We start from the raw sequence: 24,384 nt of genomic DNA, 5'->3' as shown, positions 1-24,384 counted from the left end.
GGGGAGTGTCATGCAGGAAACCATCGAACGTCAGGGTGACTTCGTCCCCGTTCCCGCAAGCGCGAAGGTCGGAACGTCGTGCACCCAAGAACAATACGACGCGATGTATGCGCGCTCGCTCGACGATCCCGACGGTTTCTGGGCTGATCAGGCTGCGCGCCTCGACTGGGTCACGGTGCCCACAAAGATCGCGGACTGGTCGTTCGATCCGGTCGACATCAAGTGGTTCACCGATGGGCAGCTGAACATCTGCCACAACGCACTGGACCGCCATGTCGCGGCGGGCAGGGGTGATGTCACCGCGTTGATTTTCGAACCCGACAGCCCGGACACGCCTGTCCGCCACATCAGCTATGCCGACCTCTTGGCCGACGTGATCCGCATGGCCAACACGCTGAAGAAATTGGGTGTGAAGCGCGGCGATCGCGTCACGATCTACATGCCGATGATCCCCGAAGGCGCGGTGGCCATGCTGGCCTGCGCCCGCATCGGCGCGGTGCATTCGGTGGTGTTCGGCGGTTTTTCGCCCGACGCCATCGCCGGGCGGATCGAGGATTGTCGTTCCGACTGGGTGATCTGCGCCGACGAGGGCCTGCGCGGATCGAAGCGCGTGCCGCTGAAGGGCAATGTCGACGAAGCGGTGAAGAAAGCGCCGGTCAAGGCCGTGCTGGTTGTGCGCCACACCGGCGGCGACGTGGCGATGACCGAAGGTCGCGATCATTGGTATCACGAACTGTCCGAAGGCGTCGGCACCGAATGCCCGTGCGAGACGATGGACGCCGAAGACCCGTTGTTCATCCTTTACACCTCCGGCTCTACGGGCAAGCCCAAGGGCGTCGTCCACACCACCGGCGGCTATGCCGTGTGGACCGAAACGACGTTCCGCTACACCTTCGACTATCGCCCCGGCGAAGTTTACTGGTGCACCGCCGACATCGGCTGGGTCACTGGGCACAGTTATATCGTCTATGGCCCATTGCAGGCCGGCGCGACCGCGCTGATGTTCGAAGGGGTGCCCAACTACCCCGACCACGACCGGTTCTGGGCGGTGTGCGACAAGCACAAGGTCAACATCTTCTACACCGCGCCTACCGCCATCCGCGCGCTGATGCGCGAGGGCGATGCGCATGTGATGAAGCATGACCTGTCGTCGCTCCGCTTGCTGGGCACGGTGGGCGAACCCATCAACCCCGAAGCATGGCGCTGGTATCACGAAAAAGTGGGCCACGGTAACTGCCCCATCGTCGACACGTGGTGGCAGACCGAAACGGGCGGGCACATGATTACGACTCTGCCGGGCGCGCACGCGATGAAGCCGGGCAGCGCGGGCAGGCCGTTTTTTGGCGTATGTCCGCAACTGGTCGACAACGACGGCGACGTGCTGGCGGATGAAACGATCGGCGGCGCGACCGAGGGCAACCTGTGCATTACGCATAGCTGGCCCGGTCAGGCCCGCACCCTCTATGGCGATCACGACCGTTTCGTGCAGACCTATTTCGCCACCTACCGTGCCAAGTATTTCACCGGCGACGGGTGCCGCCGCGACGATGACGGCTATTACTGGATCACCGGCCGTGTCGACGACGTCATCAACGTGTCGGGCCATCGCATGGGTACGGCCGAGGTCGAAAGCGCGCTGGTCCTGCACGAAATGGTGGCGGAGGCCGCGGTCGTCGGGTTCCCGCACGACATCAAGGGGCAGGGCATCTACTGCTACGTCACGCTGAACGCGGGCGTGGCAGCGGATGACGATCTGGCCAGGGAACTGCGCCAGTGGGTGAGGACCGAGATCGGCCCCATCGCGACACCCGATCACCTGCACTTTACCCCCGGCCTGCCCAAAACCCGTTCGGGCAAGATCATGCGCCGCATCCTGCGCAAGATCGCAGAGAACGATTTCGGTTCGCTGGGCGATACGTCGACGCTGGCCGATCCTTCACTGGTGGACGGGCTTATCGAGGGCCGGCTGAACAAGTAACCGGTCGGCTGCGACTGGCTGCCTGAGACCGGCGCGCACCGGCGGCCTTGTGTCGCCGGTGATGACAATTGCGTCTTTCAGCCCTTCGCTTGCGGCTTTGCGGTGCGGATGCCCATCCCGGCGAGCTGCCGCCACGCGTATTCGAGCGGCCCGATCCCGAACCGCGCCAGCCACGACTGCGACCAGAACAGGATCGCCACCCATCCACCCAGCACGAACAGCATCAGCGTCGCATGGCCGTATTCGCGGGCGGCCAGGTTCAGCCCCCAGCCGTGCAGCAGGAAGGTCATCACGACGGTCGAACCGAGATAGTTGCTGAACGCCATGCGCCCTGCCGCCGCGACCCTCTGCCCGATCGCCCCGCGCAGGATGGCGGGCGCTGCCAGCACGATCAGCGCGAGATAACCGGCGACCATTGCGAACCGTCCGATCATGCCGAACCGGAACGCCAGCCAGCTGACCGGGACCAGCGCAAAGCCCTGCGACGCTTCGTACGCGAACATCGCACCGTACCAGCCCAGCCCGACGATCATGCCGGTGCCAGCAATGCGCCACAGCGCGCGCCGGGACCATCCGCCGGTGAAGAACCCGCTGCGCGCAAGGCCCATGCCACACAGCATCAGCGGCAAAGCCTCGAACACCGCCTGCGCCGCCATTGTCAGGGGAAAACCGGGGTGTTCGTTCAGCCGCCAGGCGATGGCGCGCGCAAATGGCATCGCGTATTCCGCCATGCGCGCTTCGACGCCCGCGCGCACGGCAAGCCCGAAATCGGCCACCCACCGGGCCTGTTCCGGCCCGGCGGTGCCGGCTACGACCGCGTGCGACGCTTCGATCATGCCCCACACCTCTGTCGCCGCGAAAAACGACACGACGACGAAAATGGCCATGCCCAGCCCGATCAGACGCATCGGCGCGAGGTCGCGAAACAGCAGCGCGATCATTCCCGCGATGGCATAACTGAACAGGATATCGCCCCACCAAAACAGCAGGAAATGGAAGTAGCCGAAAACAGCCAGCCACAGCATCCGCCGAACCTGTTCAAATGCCCGTCGGTGTTCGTCGCCCCGATCCAGGAACAGCGCGAGACTGACTCCGAACAGGGTGGCGAACAAGGCGCGCATTTTTCCTTCGAAAAACAACCAGGTTAACAAGAAAGTTACCCAATCGCCCGGCGCGGCATGGCCATGCCAGTTCGGAGTGGTCGCGGCGATTCCAGGTCCAGCCATCGTCGTCACGTTGATGACGAGTATGCCCAACACGGCAAAGCCGCGCGCAAGATCGATGACGCCAATTCGTGCCGGATCCGCAATGACTTGCGGCTCGTGAGCCATGTCAGCCATCGCCGTATCGCGCCTTTTTCTCGCTCATTCGCGTCTGCCTTAACGCAAAATTAGGGTTACACGGCAAGAGTGGCATGCAGCATTCCAGTGTCACTGAAGGGGATCATCGGTGCGCGTACTCGCATTGGCTTCACAGAAGGGCGGTTCAGGCAAGACCACTCTTTCCGGCCACCTTGCCGTCCAGGCGCAGCGCGCCGGTGCCGGCCCTGTCGTTCTTATTGATATCGATCCTCAGGGCTCGCTCGCCGACTGGTGGAACGAGCGTGAGGACGAATTTCCCGCCTTTGCCCAGACCGCCGTGGCCCGCCTTTCGCAGGACCTCGTGACACTGCGCGAACAAGGTTTCAAGCTTGCGGTCATCGACACGCCGCCTGCGATCACCATGGCGATCCAGTCAGTGATCAGCGTGGCCGACCTCGTCGTCGTGCCGACCCGCCCCAGCCCACACGATCTCCGCGCCGTCGGCGCGACCGTCGACATCTGCGCCCGGGCGAACAAGCCGCTGGTGTTCGTCGTCAATTCCGCCTTGTCGAAGGCGCGCATCACGTCGGAGGCCGCCGCCGCGCTGGCCCAGTATGGCAATGTCGCCCCGGTCGTCCTGCACCACCGCACCGACTTCGCAGCGTCGATGATCGATGGCCGCACGGTCATGGAAATCGACCCCTACGGCCGCTCGGCTCAGGAAATGGAGCAGCTGTGGGCCTATCTCAACGAACGGCTGGACAAGAATTACCGTCGTAATGTCTTTGCCGGCACCAAGCAGGCGGGCGCGGGCGCCATTCGCCAGTCGGGTGGCTTCGGCCGCCGGATCGCTGGTCAGTAATCGGAGGCGGAGATGATGACAGGCAGCACTCTGGGACCTTCGGCCGGCGGCGGACTGCTCGCCAAGAAGGGGGCAGCGCGCCCGGCGATGCGTCGTCAGGCACAGATTCAGCAGACCGGTTTCGGCAACAGCGGCGGGGGCGGGCTTTCGGGCTGGCTGACCGGCGCTGAGGACGATTGCGGCTGGAACGACATGGGCGAAGGTCCGGCACCGGTGGTTGGCGGCGCGCGCAGCGCCATCGGCCTGACGGCGATGACCAATTCGCCCGAATCGCTTTACGTCAACGCCAACCCCGACGATTCCGACTGGGATGAAGCGGACAGCTACGATGACGAAAGCTCGGACTGGAATGCATCGGCGCCCGCATGGGAACCGACCGTTCCGGCAAACCCCGTCGGGGCGATGCAGGAACGGCTTCAGGCTGCGGCAACCGCCCAGCCGATGCCGGCCTACGCCGATCCTTACGCAGACGACACTCTCGAACTGGCGCTCGCCGACGAAGTGCCGATCGGCCTGTTCGGATCGATCCGTGCCGGTTGGGCCCGTTTCGTTGCCGCGATATTCGGGAGGGGCCCGATCACAGTGCTCCATCTCGATCACGCGACGCGCGAACGTCTGATCGACGCCGCTTATCGCGAAGGGCTCGACGAGACGTCGATCGCGACCCGCGCAATCGAGGATTATCTTGGTGCGCTCGCGTCCAGGAATGATAACACCAGCGTCAATTCCACGACGTGGAATTGACGAGCAATCGAAGGCAAGGACCGCACAGATGAGCAAGAGCTTCCGATTCGAACCGACGAGCACGAGCGGCCTGCAATCCGCCCTGCGCGCCGTCGTCGCACCCCTTTTGGCCGGTTCCATGCTCGCCGGGGCGTTCGTGGCGCTGCCCGCGATCGCTGGTGACCGTTCGGTCGACAAGGCGAGCGAAGCGTTGCAGGAAAACGACGTCGACCGCGCCGTGCACCACGCCGAAAAGGCCGTCGGCGAAGCACCGCGTGACGCCAATCGCCGCGCGCTTCTGGGTCAGGCCTACTTGCGCGCCGGACGCCTTACCTCGGCGCGCAGCGCACTGGGCGATGCGGTCTTGCTGGGCGAAAGCAGCCCGCGCGTGGCGCTGATGCTGGCGTTGGCCGAAATCGGCAGTGGCTCGTCACGTGCCGCCGTCGCCATCCTTGCCCAGCAGGGCAATTCCATTCCCGCCGCCGATCGCGGTCTTGCCTTTGCGCTAGCCGGTGAAACCGCGCGCGGGGTCGAAGTGATCTCCGCCGACATTCGCGCAGGCAACGATACGCCGAAGTCGCGCCAGAACCTTGCCTATGCCTATGCCCTTGATGGCCGCTGGCGCGAGGCGCGGCTGATGGCGTCGCAGGACGTCTCGCTCGACGTGCTCGATCGCCGCATGACCGAATGGGCGATGAATGCCCGTCCCGAATATGCAGCGGCGCGTGTCGCCGCGCTGGTTGGCGCAACGGTGCAGGCCGACAGGGGCATGCCGACCGAGCTTGCGCTGGCAAACTTCCCCGCGGCCAAACCGGTTGCCAAGCCCGTGCCGGTCATGGTCGCTGCAGCACCTGCGCCCGCGCCCGCGCCAGCGCCCGCACCGGCGATGGCCGCCGCACTTCAACCGGTTGCAGCTAAGCCCGTCTTGGCGAAGGCGCCCGCTCCCGTCGTGGTGGCCCGTGCCGAGCCTGCGAAATCCGAAGTGAAAATCGCCGCGATCCCCGCTTCAAAGGCCGCCGAACCGCGCGCCACGATGCAGCAGGCATTTGCCCAGCCGACAGCGAAGCAATCAGTTGTGGCCAAGCCCGTTGCCACGAAAGTCGCCATGGCCCCGGCCAGCAAGGCACCTGCTAAGCAATCCGCTGCGGCCCTGCCCGCACCCGGTGCGGGAGGATCGCACGTGGCGCAGCTCGGCTCGTATTCGTCCGAAGCCGCCGCCCGGGCTGGCTGGAAGGTGTTCCAGTCGCGCTACACCAATCTCAAGGGCCAACAGCCGGTGATCACGCTGGCCAAGGTGGACGGCAAGGATTACTGGCGCGTCGCCGCCGGCGGCTTCGATGCGAAAACCGCATCGCAGATGTGCCAGGCGGTAAAGGCGAGTGGCCAGGGCTGTCTTCCCATAGCCAAGGCCGCCACAAAGGCCGGCAACGGCGCTGTCCGCGTCGCAAAGGCCGACTGACGCCGGGAATATTCGCCGCCATTCGTGGCGCGAAATCAAACTGGGGCAATTCGAATAAGGCCAATTTCTCGAGGTTAGGGCCGTGGCGGCGGGGTGTAGCTGCCTTCCGGCATGCGGATCATTCCTTCCTGAGCGGCCGACGCGACGAGCCGCCCGTCGCGGGTAAAGAACTGCCCCCGCGTCAGAGCCCTGCCATGGCCGAGCCACGGCGAATCGGTTACGAAAACCAGCCAGTCGTCGGCCCGGAAATCGTCATGGAACCAAAGCGCATGGTCGAGGCTGGCGATGCGTGCCGCGTGGAATTGCATGCGCAGGGCCCGGCGAAACAGCGCGGTCGAGAGCAATCCGTAATCGCTGATGTAGGCGAGCGCCAAGCGATGGATCGCCGGATCATCAGGCAGCGGCGCGGTAAGCCGGAACCAGTAGAATGTGGGCCCTTCTGGCAGCTTGCTCGCGTCCCATTGCGAAGCAGGCGCGCGCATTTCGAACGGGCGATGGCGCACCAGTGCCGGAGGTGGGCCATCGTAATCCACCGATTGCTGCCGTGTCGGCGCGTCCAGTTCGTCGACGAGCCCGTCGGGTCCCAGAATATCAGGCATCGCGACCGGCCATTGCGGGGCCAGCGACTTGCGCTGGAACGATGCGGTCAGGTTCAGGATCGGCGTGCCGTTCTGCGACGCGATGACGCGACGGTTGGAAAAGCTGCCGCCGTCGAAGTCGCGTTCGACCCGCAGCTCTATGGGATAGGCTTCGTCGCCACCGCGCAGGAAATAGGCGTGCAGCGAATGGGGGTTGCGACCGTCGTCGATGGTCTGCTGCGCGGCGGCCAGCGCCTGCGACACGACCTGCCCGCCGAAAATCCGGCCGACCCCGTCCGGCATGCGCGGTGCAATGAAGACATCGTGCGCGACGCGATCGACTGTCAGCAGTCGGTTGAGGATGTCGACACGGTCCTGATCGGATCCGTCGAGAAGCGAGCGGCGGGTTTCTTTCATGCCCACGCCATGCAACCGCTTTGTTTCGGGGTCAATTGCACAGCGCAGCGCACCGGTGGTGCGTCCCGGCAAGCAAAAGCCCCGCCAGGATCGCTCCGGACGGGGCTTTTTCCCCCAACGCAGGTGGCGGTTCCTGTCAGCCGGCCGCGAGTGCGGCAAGCAGCAACAGGGCCACGATATTGGTGATCTTGATCATCGGGTTGACGGCGGGGCCGGCGGTATCCTTGTACGGATCTCCCACAGTATCGCCCGTCACGGCCGCCTTATGGGCTTCGCTGCCCTTGCCGCCGTGGTTGCCGTCTTCGATGTACTTCTTGGCATTGTCCCACGCGCCGCCGCCGCTGGTCATCGAAAGGGCGAGGAACAACCCGCCGACGATGACGCCCAGCAACAAGGCGCCCAGCGCGGCAAAGCCGTTCTGCTGCCCCGCGACCGCTGTGATGACGTAATACACCACGATTGGTGCCAGCACCGGCAAGAGCGAAGGCACGATCATTTCCTTGATCGCAGCTTTCGTCACCAGATCGACCGTGCGGGCGTAGTTCGGCTTGCTGGTGCCCAACATGATGCCGGGGTCGTTGGCGAACTGGTCGCGAACGTCCTTTACCACGTCGCCCGCCGCGCGGCCCACCGCTGTCATGCCCATCGAACCGAACAGGTATGGCAGCAATGCGCCCAGCAGCAGCCCGACTATGACGTACGGATTTTCAAGGCTGAAATCGACGTCAAGTTCCGGGAAAAAGTGGGCAAGGTCGGTAGTATAGGCAGCGAACAGGACCAGCGCGGCAAGCCCCGCCGATCCGATCGCGTAACCCTTGGTCACGGCCTTTGTCGTGTTGCCCACGGCATCCAGCGCGTCGGTGCGGGCGCGCACCGTATCATCGAGTCCCGCCATTTCGGCAATGCCGCCGGCGTTGTCGGTGACAGGTCCGTATGCATCGAGCGCCACGACCATTCCGGCCAGCGCCAGCATCGCGGTTGCACCATAGGCGATGCCGATCAGCCCGGCGAGCTGATAGGCGATGATGATGCCCGTCACGATGACCAGCGTGGGAAGCGCGGTCGCTTCCATGCTGATGGCAAGACCCTGGATCACGTTCGTGCCGTGGCCGGTTTCCGACGATTTGGCGATGGACCGAACCGGACGGAACTGTGTGCCGGTGTAGTACTCGGTGATCCAGATGATGAGACCGGTGATGGCAAGGCCCAGCATCGAACACCAGAACAGATCCATGCCGGTAAAGCCGCCGACTTGCGAAGCCATGCCTTCTTCGGAAAGTGGCATGCCGACGTCGACGTTTGCGATCAGGCCGGCGTCGCTGGCCTGGATCGGGGCGTTCATGTCGCCCAGCGCCAGTTGCGTGACGAAGAAGATGGCGGGGATCGACAGGACCGCGGTGACGAGGAAGCCCTTGTACATCGCGCCCATGATCGACTGTTTCGCGCCAAGCCGGACGAAATAGGTGCCGATGATCGAAGTGACGATGCAGGCACCGCCAATCAGCAACGGCAGGGCCATCAGTCCTTCGAGTTTGGCCACGCCCCCGAACAGCAATGCAGTCAGCACCATGGTGGCGCCGACGGTGACGACATAGGTTTCGAACAGGTCGGCCGCCATGCCGGCGCAGTCGCCGACGTTGTCGCCCACGTTGTCCGCGATCACGGCGGGGTTGCGCGGATCGTCTTCGGGAATGCCTGCCTCTACCTTGCCGACCAGATCGGCGCCAACGTCGGCGGCCTTGGTAAAGATACCGCCGCCAAGCCGGGCGAAGATCGAGATCAGCGATGCACCAAAAGCCAGCGCGACGAGCGCGTCGACAACCGTGCGATCATCGCTGCCGACCGTGAAACCGGCCAGTTCGGTGAGGTAATAATAGAAGATCGCGATCGCGAGCAGTGCAAGGCCCGCCACCAGCATGCCGGTGATGGCCCCTGCGCGAAACGCCAGTGTCAGGCCTTCTTGCAGGCCCGTTTGCGCCGCAGCCGCGGTGCGCACGTTGGCGCGGACCGAGATGTTCATCCCGATAAAGCCCGCGACGCCTGACAGGATCGAGCCGATCACGAACCCAATCGCGCTGATTGGGCCGAGGAATACGGCTACCAGCACCGCGACGATCACGCCAACGATGGCGATGGTTGTATATTGCCGTTTCAGGTAGGCCTGAGCCCCTTCCTGAATGGCGGCGGCGATTTCCTGCATTTTTTCGCTGCCCGCGGCAGCACCCAATACCTGGCGACTTGTGACGAAGCCGTACACTACGGCGAGCAGTCCCAGGACTATGGCGATCGTGACCAAGTTCACTACGCAATCCCCTCCAGTTTATTATCGCACCCCTTTTTGCGCGGGGTGTCTGGCGGGGAAGCTACACGGAAAGGGCCGGGGCGCAAGCGCGCTTTGCACAGGCCATTTTGGTCACGGTTCGCGTCGCGCAAGTCGATTCAGGTGTTTGTGTGACGATATCCAAGCACTTGACCCATTGGCAAAGGCGCACCGTCCAGCAACAGCGCGTGCACCCCGCGCGGGTGAACGATGCCGATGCGGGTTGCGGTCACCGGCGGTTCGGCGCCGGGGAGAAGAGTGAAGAGCAACTGGTAATCATCGCCCCAGGTCATTGCCTCGAGCGCTCGGTCGGTCAGTGCAGGATGGATCGGCACGGCGGCGCAGTCGATCGCGATGGTCGTGCCGCTGGCGTCGGCCATGCGGCTGGCGTCGAGCAGCAGTCCGTCGGAAATGTCCATCATGGCGGACACGATTCCGGCCAGTGCGAGCCCCTCGGCGATACGCGGCCGCGGGCGACGGTAGGAGAGCGAGGCGGGGCCGAAATCGCCCGCGACCAGCGCTTCGTATCCCGCCAGCGCGTTGCCGATCGTGCCGGTGACCCACAGCGCCTCTCCCGCCTTCGCATCGGCGCGGGCGGGCGATGGTGTCGCGGTCGCCTCCCCAATCGCGGTCAGCCCCACGGCGCGGGCCGACCCGCTGGGCGCGGCCACGGTATCGCCACCCAAGAGCGGTACGCCGAACGTGGTGACAGCTTCGCGGAGTCCTTCGGCAAAACGCGCGTCTTCCCGCGCATCGCCCAACGTATAGCCCAGCATGAGCGCCACCGGCCGCGCTGCTTTGGCGGCAAGGTCGGACAAGTTTACCGCCACCAACTTCCACGCCACGTCGGCCATGTCCTGCCCGCGAAGCCAGTGGACGCCTTCGACCATCATGTCGTGGGTGACGATCAGCGTCGCGCCGCCGACCTTCAGTTCGGCGGCATCGTCGGCAAGCCCGCGCGCGGCGGGATCGGTGGCGATGGAGCGCAGGGCGGCGATGAAGCGTTCCTCGCCGCTGGCCCCCGCTGCCGTCGCCGTCATGATCAGTCCCGAACGTCTTTCGCGATGGCGTCGAGCAGCCCGTTCACGAACTTCGCCTCGCGCGGTTCGAAGAATGCGTGGGCGACGTCGACATATTCGGTGATCGCCGCCGCCTTGGGCACGTCAGGGCGGGCGAGCAGTTCGTAAGCGCCGCAGCGCAGAATCTGAATCATCGTGCGATCCAGCCGGCGCAGGGTCCAGCCCTCGGCCAGTTTGTCCGAAACCAACCCGTCGATTTCGTCGCGGCGCGCTTCGACACCCTTTACCAGATCATCGAAGAACGCGACCTCCGCATCGGCGTATTGCGCGTCCTCGATCTCGCGGCCCAGCCGGTGCTGGTGGAATTCATCGAGCAGACGGGCAAGCGGCGTATTCTCCATGTCCAACTGGTACAGTGCCTGAACCGCGGCGAGGCGCGCGGCAGAGCGGGATTTGGATTTCGCGTTCATCAGGCTTCTTTCATGCGCATGGCGCCGAGGTAATCCATCTTGCCCACCTTTACCCCAAGCATGCGCAGGATGGCGTAAGTGGAGGCGGCGTGGAACTGGAAGTTGGGTTGCGAAAAGCTCAGCAGGAAATTTTCCGCCGTGAAGGGCATATGCCAGTCGCGATAGCGGAACTCCGCATCCGCGCCGATCAACGCTTCCATCTCGACCGGATCGATCGCTCGCAGTTTGGCGATAGCATCGGCGATCTTGGCCTTCAGCCCGGCGAAATCCTGCGGCGGCTCGCTCCGCTCCGGCTCAAAGGTACCGCTCTTCACCCGGTCGATCGCATAGGCGGAATGCGTGTGGCACGATTTCACCTGATAGGCGAAATCGAACATGTCGGGCGCAAGACGAGCGTTGATGATGCGCGCCGGGGCCCACCCTTCGGCCTCGCAATGGGCCTCTGCCTTGTCCAGCAGGTTCGCGACCGCGCCAAGCTGTTGCAGGCAGGTGGGCACGAATGCGTCGTAAAGCGTGATAGGCATCGTCAGTTTCCTTTGCGCCGGTCGAGCCGGATGGAGACGGAGCGCGCATGAGCGGGTAGCCCCTCTGCCTCTGCCAGTGCGACGGCGGCAGGGCCGATCGCGGCGAGCGCGTCGTCGTCCAGTTCGATGAAGCTGGTGCGTTTCATGAAGTCGAGCACCGACAGCCCGCTGGCGAAACGCGCGCGGCGGCCGGTGGGCAGCACGTGGTTCGGCCCCGCGACGTAATCACCGATGGCCTCGGGCGAATTGCGTCCGATGAACACCGATCCTGCGTGGCGGATGGATTCGAGGAACGGTTCGGGATCGGCAACGGCCAGTTCGACATGCTCGGCGGCCAGCGCATTGGCCAGCGCGGATGCTTCGTCCAGCGAGGCAACCTCGATGATGACGCCGTGGTCTTTCCACGACTGTTCGGCGACCTTGCGCGTGGAAAGCTGCGCCAGTTCCACCCCGACACGGTCGGCAACGCGGTCCGCGAATTCGGCATTGTCGGTAATCAGGATCGATTGCGCGACCGGATCGTGTTCGGCCTGGCTCAACAAATCGGCGGCGATGAAGCCCGGATCGTTCAGCCCGTCCGCGATCACGAGAATTTCGCTGGGCCCCGCGACCATGTCGATGCCGACGGTGCCGTAAAGCTGTCGCTTCGCCTCTGCGACCCAGGCATTGCCGGGGCCGGTGACGACATCGACGGGCGCGATGCGATCGGTGCCATAGGCCAGAGCGGCCACGGCCTGCGCCCCCCCGATGCGCCAGATTTCGTCCACGCCTGCAATGTGAGCGGCGGCCAGCACCAGCGGATTTACCACGCCGCGCGGAGTGGGCGTGACGACGGCCAGACGGCCCACACCGGCGACCTTGGCCGGAATGGCGTTCATCAACAGCGACGAAGGATAGGCCGCGCGTCCGCCCGGAACGTAAAGTCCGGCAGCATCGACTGGCCGCCAGATCGCGCCCAGCCGCACGCCCGCATCGTCGCGATAGTCGCGCCGTTCCGGCAATTGCGCCGCGTGATAGGCGCGCACGCGTTCAGCGGCGGTTTCCAGGGCATCGCGCAAAGTGCCGTCCAGCGCGTGATAGGCCGCTTCGCACGCCTGCGCGTCGATCCGCCAATCGCCATCGGACACGAGATCCCAGTGATCGAAACGCTTGGTGTAATCGATCAGCGCGTCGTCGCCTTCTGTCCTCACGCGTTCGAGGATACGGCGCACGTCGCGCGACACATCGTCGTCCACATCCCGCCTATCGGCGACAAGCCGGGCAAACGCCTTGGCAAAGCCGGGGTCGGAGGAAACGAGCCGCTTCATCAGGCGGCCTTCGCACTGTCCGAAAGAGCGCGGAAACTCTCGATCAGCGCGCCGAGCCGTTCGGGATCGGTTTTCAGCGCGGCGCGGTTAACGATCAGCCGCGCCGACACCGGCAGCAGTTCGGCAGTTTCAACCAGGCCGTTTTCGCGCAGCGTCGTGCCGGTGGACACCAGATCGACGATCCGCGTGGCGAGTCCCAGCGACGGGGCCAGTTCCATCGCGCCGTTCAGCTTCACGCATTCGGCCTGGATGCCGCGCGCTTCGAACCAGCGGCGGGTGAGGTTGGGATACTTCGTCGCGACGCGAAGGTGGCTGGCGTTGTCGAATTCGCCTTCGATGCCATCCTTAGGTTCCGCGATGGACAGCCGGCAGTGCCCGATGTCGAGATCGACGGGCGCGTAAAGGTCGGAATAATCGAATTCTTCGATCACGTCGGAACCGACGATCCCCGCCTGTGCCGCGCCGTGCGCCACGAACGTCGCCACGTCGAAAGCGCGCACGCGGATGATGCGCGTGTGCGGATCTTCGCAAGCGAACGAAAGCGCGCGGTTCTTCTTGTCGTGAAAGCCCGGTTCGGGAACGATCCCTGCGCGCGCCATCAGCGGAAGCGCTTCTTCGAGAATACGGCCCTTGGGCACGGCGAATGTGAGAGTAGAGGTCATGACAGCGGCGCAGATAGGCCCCGCGGGCCGTCAAGGCTAGGGGTAACTGACCGTCTTGGGCTTTTCGGGAATGGGGATGAATTCCTTGTCATCCCCCGGAACGAGCGGGAAACGGCCCGCTTTCCAATCCTCTTTCGCCTGTTCGATGCGTTCCATCCGGCTGGACACGAAGTTCCACCACACCCGGCGCGGACCCATCGTTTCCCCGCCCAACAGCATGACGCGCCCGCCGCGCCCGCTGTCCAGCGTCATCGCGCGGCCCGGTTGCAGGACGTGGAGCGCATAAAGTTCGAGCGGTTCGCCATCGACGCTTGCCTCACCCGAAACGAGCATGACGGCGCGTTCGTCGGCATCGGCGTCCAGAGGGATGGCGCCCCCTGTATCGAGCGCGATGTCGGCATAGATCGTTTCGGAATGGCAGGTGGTGGGCGCGGCCTGTCCCCAAAGCGATCCCATGATGACCCGCGCCTGCACCCCGCCATCGGTCAACAGCGGCAGGGCATCCGCGGCGATCCCTTCGAACGCGGGGTCGGTTTCTTCCAGGCGTTCGGGGAGCGCGAGCCATGTCTGCATCCCGAACAGGGGCATGCCCGACGCGCGTTCGGGCGCGGGGGTGCGTTCGGAATGGACGATGCCGCGCCCCGCAGTCATCAGGTTGACCGCGCCGGGACGGATAGTGGCGAACGAACCCAGCGAATCGCGATGATCGATCGCGCCTTCGAACAAATAGGTCACCGTCGCTAGTCCGATATGCGGGTGTGGGCGCACATCCATGCCACTGCCGGGCTCCAGCCTTGCGGGGCCGAATTCGTCGACGAACACGAACGGTCCGACCATCCGGCAATTGGCCGACGGAACGGCGCGGCGCACTTCGAATCCGCCGAGATCGTGACCGACCGGCGTGACGGTCTGCGCAAAGGGAGAGGGAGCGGGACTGGTCATGCGGGGCCTCCTTGTGTGCAGGGTGTGCGGGTCATCACGCTTCGCCGGGTGCGCTCGCCTTGATCGCCAGTGCGTGGACCCGCTGGCCGGGAAGATCGCCCAGCGCGCGGTTTACCATGCGCTGACGTTCGAGCCGCGACACCCCGGCAAACGCATCGGCCACGATGATCACGGAAAAATGCGATTCGCCCGTCCCGTCGTCGCCAGAATGGCCGCGATGGTTGGCGCTATCGTTGCTGACGACCAGCGTTTGCGGGGAAAAAGCGGCATTCAGCCGCTGGCGGATTTCGGTTTCGGCGGGCCCGGACGTGCTGTTCATGCGATCCGATATGGCGGCAGGTCTTCCATTTGCAAAGGCGATCCCTAATCTTTGGGGCACAATGCGATATGACAGGTTTCACGGGCGGTTCGAAAACGAAGGGCGCTGTTGCGAGGCTCCCGGCTGCGAGGAAGGGGGCGATTTCCGCGCGCCCGGATCGCGCGGACCCAGTTTCGACGGGCCGGGCGACTGGCGCTGGTTCTGTCTTGAACACGTGCGCGCGTTCAATGCGGGCTACGATTTCTTCAAGGGGATGAGCGCGGACGAGATACTCGACGCGCAATCGCCTATCGCGGGCTGGCGGCACAATGCGCGGGTCTATTCCGGCATGGGCAACGATGCGCCGCGCTGGGCCGATTTCGACGATCCGCTTGATGCGATTTCAGCGCGGGCGCGCAACATCCGCGGCGATCGCGAACAGCAGTGGGAGCAGGAAGCCTACGCCCGGCAGCGCGGGCTGGACGCCGCCGACCGGCGCGCGCTGGAGGAGCTGGGCCTGAGTTTCGACGCCGACCGGCCGATGTTGCGGCGGCGTTATTCAGAACTGGTGCGCCGCTATCACCCCGACCGCAACGGCGGGGACCGGAGCCACGAGGACCGGCTGCAACGCGTCGTCGCCGCCTATCAGCACTTGTGCAAGGCGCAGCGTTTCACTTGAGCCGGGCGTATAGGCCCACGATTTGCCCCGCGATTCGTCCCTCGATCAGCCCTCGCACATCGCCTTGAACTGGTCCGCGACCGCGCCCCATCCATCGTCGAAGCCCATTTCGGCGTGGTTGTTCATCGCCTCTTCGGTCCAGTGGCGGGCAGAGGCGTTGTAGCGCGTGCCGTCACCTTCGGGCACGACTTCCCACGTGCCGATCATGAACGGATCGGCCGGTTCGTAATCGCCGCCCATCAGGCTGATCGCATCGGTGACGACGAACCGCCGCCCTTCGTCCCACGCGAGGAAGATTCCGTCCTGCGGCATCTTTTCGCCATCGGGGCCCAGCATCATCATCGCGCTTCGCCCGCCGGGCCGGCGATCCTGTTCGATCATCTCGATCCGCCACGGGGCCGGGCACCACCATTCCTCCTGCCGGTTGGCGAGTACGTCCCAGCAACGTTCGACCGGCGCTGCGATCAGGCGAGTGACTTTCAGTTCGTGCATGAGAAACTCCGTTTTCGGATCAGTCCCTGTTGGGCGCACCAAGCGGGAAATATCCGCGATAGGGGTAGGCCGCATCGATACACGCCCGCATTTCGGGCAAGGCGTTCAATCGTGTGCGCAATGCTTTGAGTTCTGGGCAATCGTCGCCGATCTCCTCCACCCAGTCGGCATAGAACAGCGACGGGGCCGCCGCGCATTCGACTAGCGTGACCGGCCCCAGTCCCAATGCACCGGCACGCGGCTCCAGCCAGGCATAGGCCTTGCGCAACAATTCCCGTGCTTCGCCCTGTCGAGCCGTGTCGGGGGCATCGGGCGCACGCAACTGTTCGTTCACGACGATCTGCATCACGTTCATGACATAGTTGTCGAACACGCGGTCAAGATTGCGCAATTCGGCTGCGCGGGCTGGCGGAAGCAGGAACGCAGCCTGCTCGTGACGCGCGGCAAGGTGTTCGATGATCGACGTCGCCTCGAACACCACGGTGCCGCTATCGTCCAGCACAGGAAACTTGCCGAAAGGGCCGCCGTGTCGCGCAACAAATGCGGCGTTGTCGGGGTGACCGGGGTCAAGGGTCTTGAGCCGGTAATCCAGCCCCGCCGCATGGAGCGCGATCTGCGCCTTCCACGTATACGACGAGAAGGGGTGGCCGTAGAGTTCCATTAATCCGCCTTTGCCGCTTCGATCGCGGCGATGTCGATCTTGCCCATTGTCATCATTGCTTCGAACACCCGTTTGGCGACGGCGGGGTCGGGGTCGACGATGCCCTCGCTCAATTGCACGGGCGTGATCTGCCAGTTGAAGCCCCAGCGATCCTTGCACCAGCCGCACGCCGATTCCATGCCGCCATTTGCGACGATGGCGTTCCAGGAGCGATCGGTTTCGTCCTGCGTCGTGGTCGCGACCTGAAACGAAAAGCTTTCGTTCGGCTTGAACGTGTCACCACCGTTGAGGCCGATGCAGGGCTGGCCCAGCACGGTGAATTCCACGGTAAGCACGCTGCCCGCCGCGCCATCGGGATAATCGGACGGCGCGCGCATGATCGTGCCGACCGCGCTGTCGGGAAAGGTTGCGGCATAAAAGCGCGCCGCATGTTCGGCCTCCCCATCGTACCACAGGCACGCGCGGATCGGCGGGATCATGCAGCACCTCCCGCCATGCCGTCCAGCTCCTTGCCCCGGCGATAAGCACGACGCGCGCGAAGGCGGGTTGCATAGGCGGTGAACGACGGGCGTTCGGGCAGGGTGCCGAACATCAGCCCCCAATCGACCGCGCTGCCGACATAGACATCCGCCATCGTGAAACGATCGCCGCAGACGTAATCATGACTGTCCAGCCACCATTCCAGCGTATCGACCGTGCGATCGAAATTGCCGAAGCCCGCCATCCCTTCCTGTTCGGAGGTGGGGGCAAAACCCATCGCCTTGCCGGTAACCGCCTGTTCGACTGGCCCTGCGGCAAAAAACAGCCAGCGGAAATAGTCTGCCTTTTCACGGTCGGTGGGCAACAATCCGGCTTCAGGGTGGATTTCGGCAAGGTAGTGGCAGATCGCCGCGCCCTCGGTGACCGTCCGGTCGCCGTCTGCTGCGTGGTGGACGATGGTCGGGATCTTGCCCATCGGGTTCACGTCGATCAGCGCCTGCGGCTTGGCGTCCCACGCAACGGGCACGACTTCGTATTCGGCGCCGACTTCCTCCAGCGCCCAGCGGGCGATCTGGCCCCGGCTCATCGGATTGTGAAAGAAGGTTATCGTGCTCATCGGCCTATCCCTTCGTAGGGTTTGCGCACAGAATGCCGCGCGACACCGGCATCAACGGCCCAGCGTGTAGATCGGGTCGAAGCCGCCAAAGATCATGCGCTTGCCATCGAACGGCATGTCGTCCGGCATCTTGAAGCGTTCGTCTTCCTGCATCTTTGCCGCTGCTGCGTCGCATGTCGCGCGGTCGGGCCAGATCATCCACGAAAACACGATCTTCTCGCCCGGCTGCGCTTTTACCGCCATGCGGAAATCGGTCGTCTTGCCGTCGACGATGTCGGCCTCTGCGCATTCCACGACTTCGATCGCGCCATATTCGCGGAACCATTCGCCCGCTTCGGCGGCCATCTTCCGGTAATCTTCCATCCGGCCTTCCGCCACGGGAATGACAAAGCCCTGAACGTACATCTCAATTCTCCTTCGGCGTATTGCGCTCGAACGCGGCGAGCTGGTCGGCCAGCGCCTGTTGCCACGCGGGGCGCGCCTTGCCCCGTTCGACATAGGCGGCAAGCGTGGGCTGGCTCGAAATCAGGTCGCTCGCGCTGTCGATCGCCATCAGAACGTGGATCATCAGCACGTCGGCGATGGAAAATTCGCCGGCCAGCCAGTCGCGCTGCGCCAATCGGTGCGCCACCGGCTCAAGCTTCTTGGCCAATCCTTCGATCAGGCTGGGCATCCGCTGTTCGGCCCAGTCCTGCCCGCGCGAAAAGAAATTCACATTGTTCAGTTCGATCGCGCCGGGGTCCACCGAATTGAGCGCGGCAATAAACCACGACATCGTATCGGCCCGCGCCTGACCCGCTGGCGGCAGCAGGCGCGCGTCCTTTTCCGCGATGTGCAGCAGGATCGCCCCACTTTCGAAATAGCGCACGTCCCCGTCGCGCAGGGCAGGGACCTGCTTCCACGGCTGCACCGCTTCATACCCGTCGGGCTTGTGCCGAACGTCGATCAGGTCCTCTGCATAAGCCAGTCCCGCCTCCTCGCACGCCCAGCGCACGCGGACATCGCGGACGAGTCCGTGCACGAACGATGGCACCCAGCGATAGGCGGTCAGGACGAGCGGTGCGTTGGGATCTATCGGCATGGTCGTGGTCCTTGCTTGGGCGTTCGATCAGGCGTCCGTCTGGGCGGGCGGACCAGCCTCCATCGCCGCCTGATCCATCCACATCGGTTCCCAGATATGCCCGTCGGGATCGGCAAAGGCGTGGCTCATCATGAAGGGGTATTCGGTCGGCGGATCGATGTCGGCGGTGCCGCCATGCTCTCCGGCAAGTCGGTTCATTTCGGTGACCTCGTCTCGCGTATCGAGACTGAGACACAAGCGCAGGCTGGACGAACCGTCGGACGTGATCGGGCGATCTGTGAATTGATGCCATTTCGCATGGGTCAACAGCATGACGACGATAGTGTCCGACCACTGCATCGCGGCGGCGGTTTCGTCGGTAAACTTCGGCTCGTTCACGAAGCCAAGCGCGTCGTAGAACGCCATCGATCGCGGAAGGTCGGCGACCGGCAGGTTTACGAAAATCATCCTTGGCATACAGGCTTCTCCGGCAGGTCCGGCGCGACTCGCGCGCTTATTTCGTTGCGATTCGTGCGTTAACAGGTTACAAAAAGCAACCATGAAGTTTCAAAAGGAAACCACAATCGAAACGCAAGCCGGACACGTGGCCCGGCAGGGCGAATTTCACGGTCGCTGGTATGGCGATGCCTGTGGTGCCGCGTTCGCGATGGAACTGCTGGGCGAACGCTGGACGATGCTGGTCCTGCGCGAACTGATGCTTGGCCCGCTGCGGTTTTCGCGGCTGCGTGCCAGCCTTCCGGGAATCAGCGCCAAGGTGCTGACCGAACGGCTCGAAACGCTGGAATCCGCAGGGCTGCTGACGCGCCGCATGCTGCCGCCGCCGACTTCGGCGCAGGTCTACGAACTGACCGAGTGGGGTTACGAGACGGAAACGATCATGCAGGTATTGGGCCGTTGGTCCGTTCGGTCGATGGCGCACGACCCGACGCTGCCGCTGACCCCGGTGTCGTGCATGTTGTCGATGCGCACGATGATCCATGCCGATCGGGCAGAGGGGCTCGACATGGTCGTCGACTTCGCATTTGGCGAAGAACGCTTCACCGCCCGGCTGTCCGGCGGTCAGCTGGGCGTGGCGCGCAGCGAACATGCGTCGCCCGATGCCGACCTGTCGTTCGCCGCCGCATCGCCCAATGCGATCCTCCCGTATATCTACGGCAAGCGTCCGTTGGACGAGGTGGAGCGCGATTTCGGGCTGGAATTGTCCGGCAGCCGGGATATCGCCGATCGGTTCGCGGCGCTGTTTGCCCTGCCTTCGAAAGTCATTTCAAAGTCTACCTGACATCATCGCCTGTTGCAGCGCGGCGCACAGGCGTTTACCGCGCGCCTTGCGATGAACGATATGACCAACAGCCACCAGACCCTGCTTGCCGCCCCCGACATCGAAGTCGACGTGCGCGCGACCTTCGGAATCGATATCGACATGAAGGTCCCGGCCTTCTCTCGGCCGGACGAGCGCGTGCCCGATACGGACGAATCGTACGTCTTCGATCCTGATACGACGCTGGCGATCCTTGCCGGCTTTGCCCACAACCGCCGCGTGATGGTCCAAGGCTATCACGGCACGGGCAAGTCGACGCACATCGAACAGGTCGCCGCGCGGCTCAATTGGCCCTGCGTGCGGATCAACCTCGACGCTCACATCAGCCGCATCGATCTTGTCGGCCGCGACGCCATCGTCCTGCGCGACGGGTTGCAAGTCACCGAATTTCGCGAAGGGCTGCTGCCGTGGGCGCTGCAGACGCCGACCGCGCTTGTGTTCGACGAATACGACGCGGGCCGCCCCGACGTGATGTTCGTGATCCAGCGCGTGCTGGAAACGGCGGGCAAGCTGACGCTGCTGGACCAGAACCGGGTGATTCGGCCCAACCCGTGGTTCCGCCTGTTCGCGACGGCAAACACCGTCGGACTTGGCGACACCAGCGGGCTTTATCACGGGACGCAGGCGATCAACCAGGGCCAGATGGACCGCTGGAACATCGTCGTCGGGCTGAACTATCTTCCCGAACCGACCGAAGTTGCGATCGTCCATGCCAAGGTGCCCGAAATGGATACGGACACGATCGCCAAGATGGTCCGTACCGCCGATCTTTCGCGGCAGGGTTTTATGAACGGCGACATCAGCACGGTGATGAGCCCGCGCACGGTGATTTCGTGGGCGCAGAACACGCAGATCCTCGGCGATCTCGGCTTTGCCTTCCGCCTCTCGTTCCTCAACAAGTGCGACGAGACCGAACGCATGTTGGTGGCCGAATATTATCAGCGCGTGTTCGGCAAGGAATTGCCCGAAAGCGTCGTCCACAAAGCTTGATAAGCGCGCGGGGCCTGACCTCGCCCGCAGATTGCGCTATCCTCCTGTTCCAGAAAACAGAGCAGGAGGATGCCATGACCGATCATGTGTTCAAGCTGAGCGAGATCGTCGGAACGTCGCACGAAGGCAGCGACGCCGCGATCAAGGCTGCGCTGAAACGTGCGCAAGCCTCGATCCGCAACATCAAGTGGTACGAGGTCGTCAGCCAGCGCGGCTATATCGAAGACAACGGCACGGTTCAGCACCAGGTCGTCATCAAGGTCGGCTTCGCGCTGGAGGATTAGGCGCCGCGCGGGTCAGCCCCGCCGGAACAAGAGGCGGCAGGCCGGGCCGCACCAAGCTCCCGCGCCCGCCGCTTGTCCCGTATCAGTCGGCAGGGTTGTGCCTTTCGACAAAGGCTACTGCTGCCTCCAGCATCTTCTGGCGTGTCGCCGAAGTGGACAGCCAGTGGTCCTCTCCGTCCAGCGTGACCAGCTCCACCGGCTTGCCTGCCCGTTCGAGCGCGGCCTTCATCGATGTCGAATGATAGATCGGTACGACCGAATCGTCCTTGCCGTGGATGAGCAGGATTGGCGCGTTGGCTTGCTGCGCATGATCGCGCGGTGAAACCTGGCTCCACGTGCTGCGCGGACCGAAATTGCGATCGATCGAATCCCGCCCGACCTTGCCGAAGAACATGCTCAGGTCATCCTTGATCAGCATGTCGGTAATGTCGCTAACGGGGGCGACCGCGACGGCGCACTTGTAGATGTCCTTCTGCAAGGTCACCCCCGCCAGAGCGGCATAACCGCCATAACTGCCCCCGACGATACAGGCCCGCCTGGGATGGACGATCCCCTGCTTTGCCAGTTCGGCCAGACCATCGGAAATGTCGGACTGCATCTTGCGGCCCCATTCGCCATCGGCGGCACGCTGAAAGGCGAGGTCGCGATTGGTCGAGCCGCGGAAGTTGGGCTGGAACACGGCATAGCCGCGCGACGCATAGGCCTGCGCCCACCAGTCGAAGTTCGTCGTGTCATGGGAATAGGGTCCGCCGTGCGGCAACATGACGACTGGCAAGGTCTTCGCTTCCCTGCCGGGCGGCAGGGTCAGCACGCCGTCCATCTGCAATCCGTCGGCGGCCTGATAGCGCACGATGCGCACCGGGCCGACCGCTTCGTTGGAGATCGCCGGATAGTCGCGGCCCAGAATGTTGGCATTCATCGATACCGTGTCGATCAGATACCACGAACCGCTGTCCTTGTTGCCCGACGTATGGACGATGAACTTGGTAAGGTCGGGCGAAATTCCCTCAAGCCGGGGGTGGCGGCCAAGGAACGACGCGGCAAGCTGCTGCATCGTCTGTTCGATGGCGGGGTCGGCCATCTTCGGGAAAGCCTTACCGTCCTCGAGATATCCCAGCATGCTCCCCGTGACGGGATGGCGATAAATCCGGTTCACGGGGACATTTTCGAGGAAAGGTTTGGGTGTGCCGCCGGATAGCGGCACTTCCATCCACTGCACTTCGCTGCCTATCGGTGCGAGCGAGTAGATCACGCTGTTCCCGTCGTATCCGAGCGTGACGAGATCGACATTGCCATCCGGTGCGACGCCGCTGACGATCTTCTTTTTCGCCGAGTTTTCGATCCGCCAAATGCCGCCCTGATTGCTAATCGCCAGCTTCGCCCCGACATTTCCCGCGGCATCGACCAGCCATGTGGCCCATTCGCCTTGATCTCCGCCGGTCGCGACCTGCTTTTCCTTCATCGCAGCGACGTCGATCTTGAACAGGCCGGGGCTAGTCCGTCCGTTAAGGACATAGCCGGTGTTGCCGAATTCCCGGTCCAACCCCTGTCCGCTCACGAACAAGTTCCACTTTCCGTCGATCTGGCGCATGCCGTAGTGGCCGAAAGTCAGCTTCAGCTTCGACTGATCACCTTCGAATATCTGCTTGGTAGTGCCCTTGTCGACATCAAGCACGATGCTGCCAAAGGCTTCGTACCGCAAACGCCGGAATTCTGCCGGCACTGCGGTCGTCTGGCTGGCCCGAACCACGAGATGCCCGGGTCCCACCCATTGCACGTCGCGAATCTTGGCCTCTCCGGCCGGCAGTGCGACCAGCGGCTTGCCGGTGCTGTCCCAGACCACGACAGTCGGCGCGCCCTTGAGCGTCATCGCGGCAGCAAGGCGCGATCCGTCGGGTGCGATGTCCATCGCCGTGATGTCGGGCAAGTTGCCATAGGCGGAGACCGGCGGTGCCTCGGCCATGGCGGGCGCAGACGCCAAAAGCGCGCCGACAAAGGCGCTGCGCATGAAATAACGCATTAGAAAAATCCCCCGAAACGACCCTGTAGACCCCGGTCGCGCACCCAAATTCGTCGCGCCCATGCCCAGTGTATGACGGGCAAGTCATTGGAGGTAAAGGCGGTTTCTGTTGCAACCGAAAACAATTCGCAAGGGCTGCGCGGCCTATTCCTCCGGATAGAGCGCCCGCACGAAATAAAGCCCCTGCGGCGGAGCATTCAGGCCCAGCGCCTGACGTTCGCGCGCGGCCAGCGCATCGCGAACGTCGCCCGGTCGCCAGCGGCCCATGCCGACCAGCGCGAGGCAGCCGACCATCGAGCGTACCTGATGATGTAGAAAACTGCGTGCTTCTGCGTGGATGCGGATTTCTTCGCCGCCGAGCCCCGACACGCGCTCGACATCCAGCCGGTCCAGCGTCTTGATCGGGCTTTGCGCCTGACAATGGGCCGAGCGGAAGGTCGTGAAATCGTGATGGCCGACAAGGTGCTGCGCGGCTTCGTGCATGGCATCGGCATTCAGCGGCGGGGCCAGTTGCCAAGCGCGATTGGCATCAAGCGTCAGCGGCGCGCGGCGATTGACGATGCGATAGACATAGCCGCGACCGATGCACGAAAACCGCGCATGCCAATCTTCGGGCACGATCCGGCACTCCGTGACCGCGATGGGATCGGGGCGCAGCTTGGCATTCACACCTTCCATCAGGCGGAACGGTTCGATGTCCTTGGCCACGTCGACATGGGCGCGCATGGCCAGCGCGTGAACGCCGGTATCGGTGCGCCCGGCGGCATGCATCCGCACGTCCTCGCCGGTGATGGCCTGAACCGCTTCCTCCACCGCTTGCTGCACCGACGGGCCGTGGGCTTGACGCTGAAGCCCCATGAACGGTGTACCGTCGAATTCGAGGGTGAGGGCAAAGCGGCGCAT

The 24,384-nt window shown here is 64.0% G+C and carries 27 protein-coding genes; 8 read left to right on the top strand and 19 right to left on the bottom strand.

Going from position 1 to position 24,384, the window contains the following annotated elements; translation table 11 throughout:
• Positions 1–10 precede the first annotated feature (10 nt).
• The gene (gene acs, locus EKN06_RS11570) at positions 11–1,978 is read left to right on the top strand and encodes an acetate--CoA ligase (protein WP_127613086.1); all 1,968 of its coding nucleotides are present in this window, start codon (positions 11–13) and stop codon (positions 1,976–1,978) included.
• A gap of 77 nt (positions 1,979–2,055) precedes the next feature.
• Here the strand turns inward: acs and EKN06_RS11565 are convergent, their stop codons facing one another.
• Complete coding sequence (locus EKN06_RS11565; protein WP_127613085.1) at positions 2,056–3,318, bottom strand: DUF418 domain-containing protein; 1,263 nt, start codon at positions 3,316–3,318, stop codon at positions 2,056–2,058.
• A 109-nt stretch (positions 3,319–3,427) separates the two neighbouring features.
• On the opposite strand from EKN06_RS11565, the gene EKN06_RS11560 reads away from it, so the two are divergent.
• Genes EKN06_RS11560 through EKN06_RS11550 form a run of 3 tightly spaced genes read left to right on the top strand, consistent with a single transcriptional unit; the run spans position 3,428 to position 6,323 of the window.
• Positions 3,428–4,141, top strand: a complete 714-nt coding sequence (locus EKN06_RS11560) for a ParA family protein (protein WP_127613084.1) — start codon at positions 3,428–3,430, stop codon at positions 4,139–4,141.
• 15 nt (positions 4,142–4,156) lie between these two features.
• On the top strand, positions 4,157–4,885 hold the full coding sequence (locus EKN06_RS11555; protein WP_127613083.1) for a hypothetical protein: 729 nt from the start codon (positions 4,157–4,159) through the stop codon (positions 4,883–4,885).
• Between the two features lie 28 nt (positions 4,886–4,913).
• On the top strand, positions 4,914–6,323 hold the full coding sequence (locus EKN06_RS11550) for a tetratricopeptide repeat protein (protein ID WP_164844049.1): 1,410 nt from the start codon (positions 4,914–4,916) through the stop codon (positions 6,321–6,323).
• Between the two features lie 74 nt (positions 6,324–6,397).
• Here the strand turns inward: EKN06_RS11550 and EKN06_RS11545 are convergent, their stop codons facing one another.
• The 9 genes from EKN06_RS11545 to EKN06_RS11505 form a co-directional block, all read right to left on the bottom strand.
• A complete protein-coding gene (locus tag EKN06_RS11545; protein WP_127613081.1) occupies positions 6,398–7,318 on the bottom strand; it encodes an acyl-CoA thioesterase in 921 nt (306 codons plus the stop codon).
• A 136-nt stretch (positions 7,319–7,454) separates the two neighbouring features.
• A complete protein-coding gene (locus EKN06_RS11540; RefSeq protein WP_127613080.1) occupies positions 7,455–9,620 on the bottom strand; it encodes a sodium-translocating pyrophosphatase in 2,166 nt (721 codons plus the stop codon).
• 137 nt (positions 9,621–9,757) lie between these two features.
• Positions 9,758–10,678 (bottom strand): thiamine-phosphate kinase, encoded by a 921-nt coding sequence (gene thiL / locus EKN06_RS11535; protein WP_127613079.1) that lies wholly within the window; start codon positions 10,676–10,678, stop codon positions 9,758–9,760.
• A 2-nt stretch (positions 10,679–10,680) separates the two neighbouring features.
• Entirely contained in the window at positions 10,681–11,127 is a 447-nt protein-coding gene (gene nusB, locus EKN06_RS11530) for a transcription antitermination factor NusB (protein ID WP_205693882.1), read from the bottom strand.
• The gene (locus EKN06_RS11525; RefSeq protein ID WP_127613077.1) at positions 11,127–11,651 is read right to left on the bottom strand and encodes a DUF1993 domain-containing protein; all 525 of its coding nucleotides are present in this window, start codon (positions 11,649–11,651) and stop codon (positions 11,127–11,129) included. The genes nusB and EKN06_RS11525 overlap by 1 nt, the downstream gene beginning before the upstream one ends.
• 2 nt (positions 11,652–11,653) lie before the next feature.
• Positions 11,654–12,958, bottom strand: coding sequence for a histidinol dehydrogenase (gene hisD / locus EKN06_RS11520; RefSeq protein ID WP_127613076.1), 1,305 nt, complete (start codon positions 12,956–12,958; stop codon positions 11,654–11,656).
• Entirely contained in the window at positions 12,958–13,620 is a 663-nt protein-coding gene (hisG, locus tag EKN06_RS11515; RefSeq protein WP_127613075.1) for an ATP phosphoribosyltransferase, read from the bottom strand. The genes hisD and hisG overlap by 1 nt, the downstream gene beginning before the upstream one ends.
• Before the next feature lie 36 nt (positions 13,621–13,656).
• Complete coding sequence (locus tag EKN06_RS11510) at positions 13,657–14,562, bottom strand: pirin family protein (RefSeq protein ID WP_127613074.1); 906 nt, start codon at positions 14,560–14,562, stop codon at positions 13,657–13,659.
• Positions 14,563–14,596: 34 nt separating this feature from the next.
• A complete protein-coding gene (locus EKN06_RS11505; RefSeq protein ID WP_127613073.1) occupies positions 14,597–14,881 on the bottom strand; it encodes a BolA family protein in 285 nt (94 codons plus the stop codon).
• A gap of 61 nt (positions 14,882–14,942) precedes the next feature.
• Here EKN06_RS11505 and EKN06_RS11500 point away from each other — a divergent pair, with 61 nt between their 5' ends.
• Positions 14,943–15,539, top strand: coding sequence for a J domain-containing protein (locus EKN06_RS11500; RefSeq protein WP_127613072.1), 597 nt, complete (start codon positions 14,943–14,945; stop codon positions 15,537–15,539).
• 45 nt (positions 15,540–15,584) lie between these two features.
• Here the strand turns inward: EKN06_RS11500 and EKN06_RS11495 are convergent, their stop codons facing one another.
• Genes EKN06_RS11495 through EKN06_RS11465 form a run of 7 tightly spaced genes read right to left on the bottom strand, consistent with a single transcriptional unit; the run spans position 15,585 to position 19,316 of the window.
• Entirely contained in the window at positions 15,585–16,031 is a 447-nt protein-coding gene (locus EKN06_RS11495) for an SRPBCC domain-containing protein (RefSeq protein WP_127613071.1), read from the bottom strand.
• A gap of 19 nt (positions 16,032–16,050) precedes the next feature.
• A complete protein-coding gene (locus tag EKN06_RS11490; protein ID WP_127613070.1) occupies positions 16,051–16,692 on the bottom strand; it encodes a glutathione S-transferase family protein in 642 nt (213 codons plus the stop codon).
• A complete protein-coding gene (locus EKN06_RS11485; RefSeq protein ID WP_127613069.1) occupies positions 16,692–17,171 on the bottom strand; it encodes a VOC family protein in 480 nt (159 codons plus the stop codon). The genes EKN06_RS11490 and EKN06_RS11485 overlap by 1 nt, the downstream gene beginning before the upstream one ends.
• Complete coding sequence (locus EKN06_RS11480) at positions 17,168–17,788, bottom strand: glutathione S-transferase family protein (protein WP_127613068.1); 621 nt, start codon at positions 17,786–17,788, stop codon at positions 17,168–17,170. The genes EKN06_RS11485 and EKN06_RS11480 overlap by 4 nt, the downstream gene beginning before the upstream one ends.
• A 51-nt stretch (positions 17,789–17,839) precedes the next feature.
• Positions 17,840–18,193: a DUF1428 domain-containing protein gene (locus EKN06_RS11475; protein WP_127613067.1), complete on the bottom strand. Its 354-nt coding sequence runs from the start codon at positions 18,191–18,193 to the stop codon at positions 17,840–17,842.
• Position 18,194: 1 nt separating this feature from the next.
• The gene (locus EKN06_RS11470) at positions 18,195–18,869 is read right to left on the bottom strand and encodes a glutathione S-transferase family protein (RefSeq protein WP_127613066.1); all 675 of its coding nucleotides are present in this window, start codon (positions 18,867–18,869) and stop codon (positions 18,195–18,197) included.
• Positions 18,870–18,896: 27 nt separating this feature from the next.
• Complete coding sequence (locus EKN06_RS11465; protein ID WP_338068098.1) at positions 18,897–19,316, bottom strand: VOC family protein; 420 nt, start codon at positions 19,314–19,316, stop codon at positions 18,897–18,899.
• A 91-nt stretch (positions 19,317–19,407) separates the two neighbouring features.
• Between EKN06_RS11465 and EKN06_RS11460 the strand changes: the two genes are divergently transcribed.
• From EKN06_RS11460 to EKN06_RS11450, 3 genes are all read left to right on the top strand, one after another.
• Entirely contained in the window at positions 19,408–20,148 is a 741-nt protein-coding gene (locus EKN06_RS11460; RefSeq protein WP_127613064.1) for a winged helix-turn-helix transcriptional regulator, read from the top strand.
• Between the two features lie 51 nt (positions 20,149–20,199).
• On the top strand, positions 20,200–21,177 hold the full coding sequence (cobS, locus tag EKN06_RS11455) for a cobaltochelatase subunit CobS (protein WP_127613063.1): 978 nt from the start codon (positions 20,200–20,202) through the stop codon (positions 21,175–21,177).
• A gap of 74 nt (positions 21,178–21,251) precedes the next feature.
• Positions 21,252–21,461, top strand: coding sequence for a dodecin (locus tag EKN06_RS11450; protein WP_127613062.1), 210 nt, complete (start codon positions 21,252–21,254; stop codon positions 21,459–21,461).
• 82 nt (positions 21,462–21,543) lie between these two features.
• On the opposite strand, the gene EKN06_RS11445 is transcribed toward EKN06_RS11450, so the two are convergent.
• Positions 21,544–23,481 carry an alpha/beta hydrolase family protein gene (locus EKN06_RS11445; RefSeq protein ID WP_164844048.1) on the bottom strand — a complete coding sequence of 646 codons (1,938 nt, stop codon included), beginning with the start codon at positions 23,479–23,481 and terminating at the stop codon, positions 21,544–21,546.
• 144 nt (positions 23,482–23,625) lie between these two features.
• Positions 23,626–24,384 carry a tRNA pseudouridine(38-40) synthase TruA gene (truA, locus tag EKN06_RS11440; protein ID WP_127613060.1) on the bottom strand — a complete coding sequence of 253 codons (759 nt, stop codon included), beginning with the start codon at positions 24,382–24,384 and terminating at the stop codon, positions 23,626–23,628.

Origin of the sequence: Croceicoccus ponticola (genome assembly GCF_004004515.1) — a bacterium.
Lineage (GTDB): Bacteria > Pseudomonadota > Alphaproteobacteria > Sphingomonadales > Sphingomonadaceae > Croceicoccus > Croceicoccus ponticola.
This window is presented reverse-complemented; position numbering and strand designations above follow the sequence as displayed.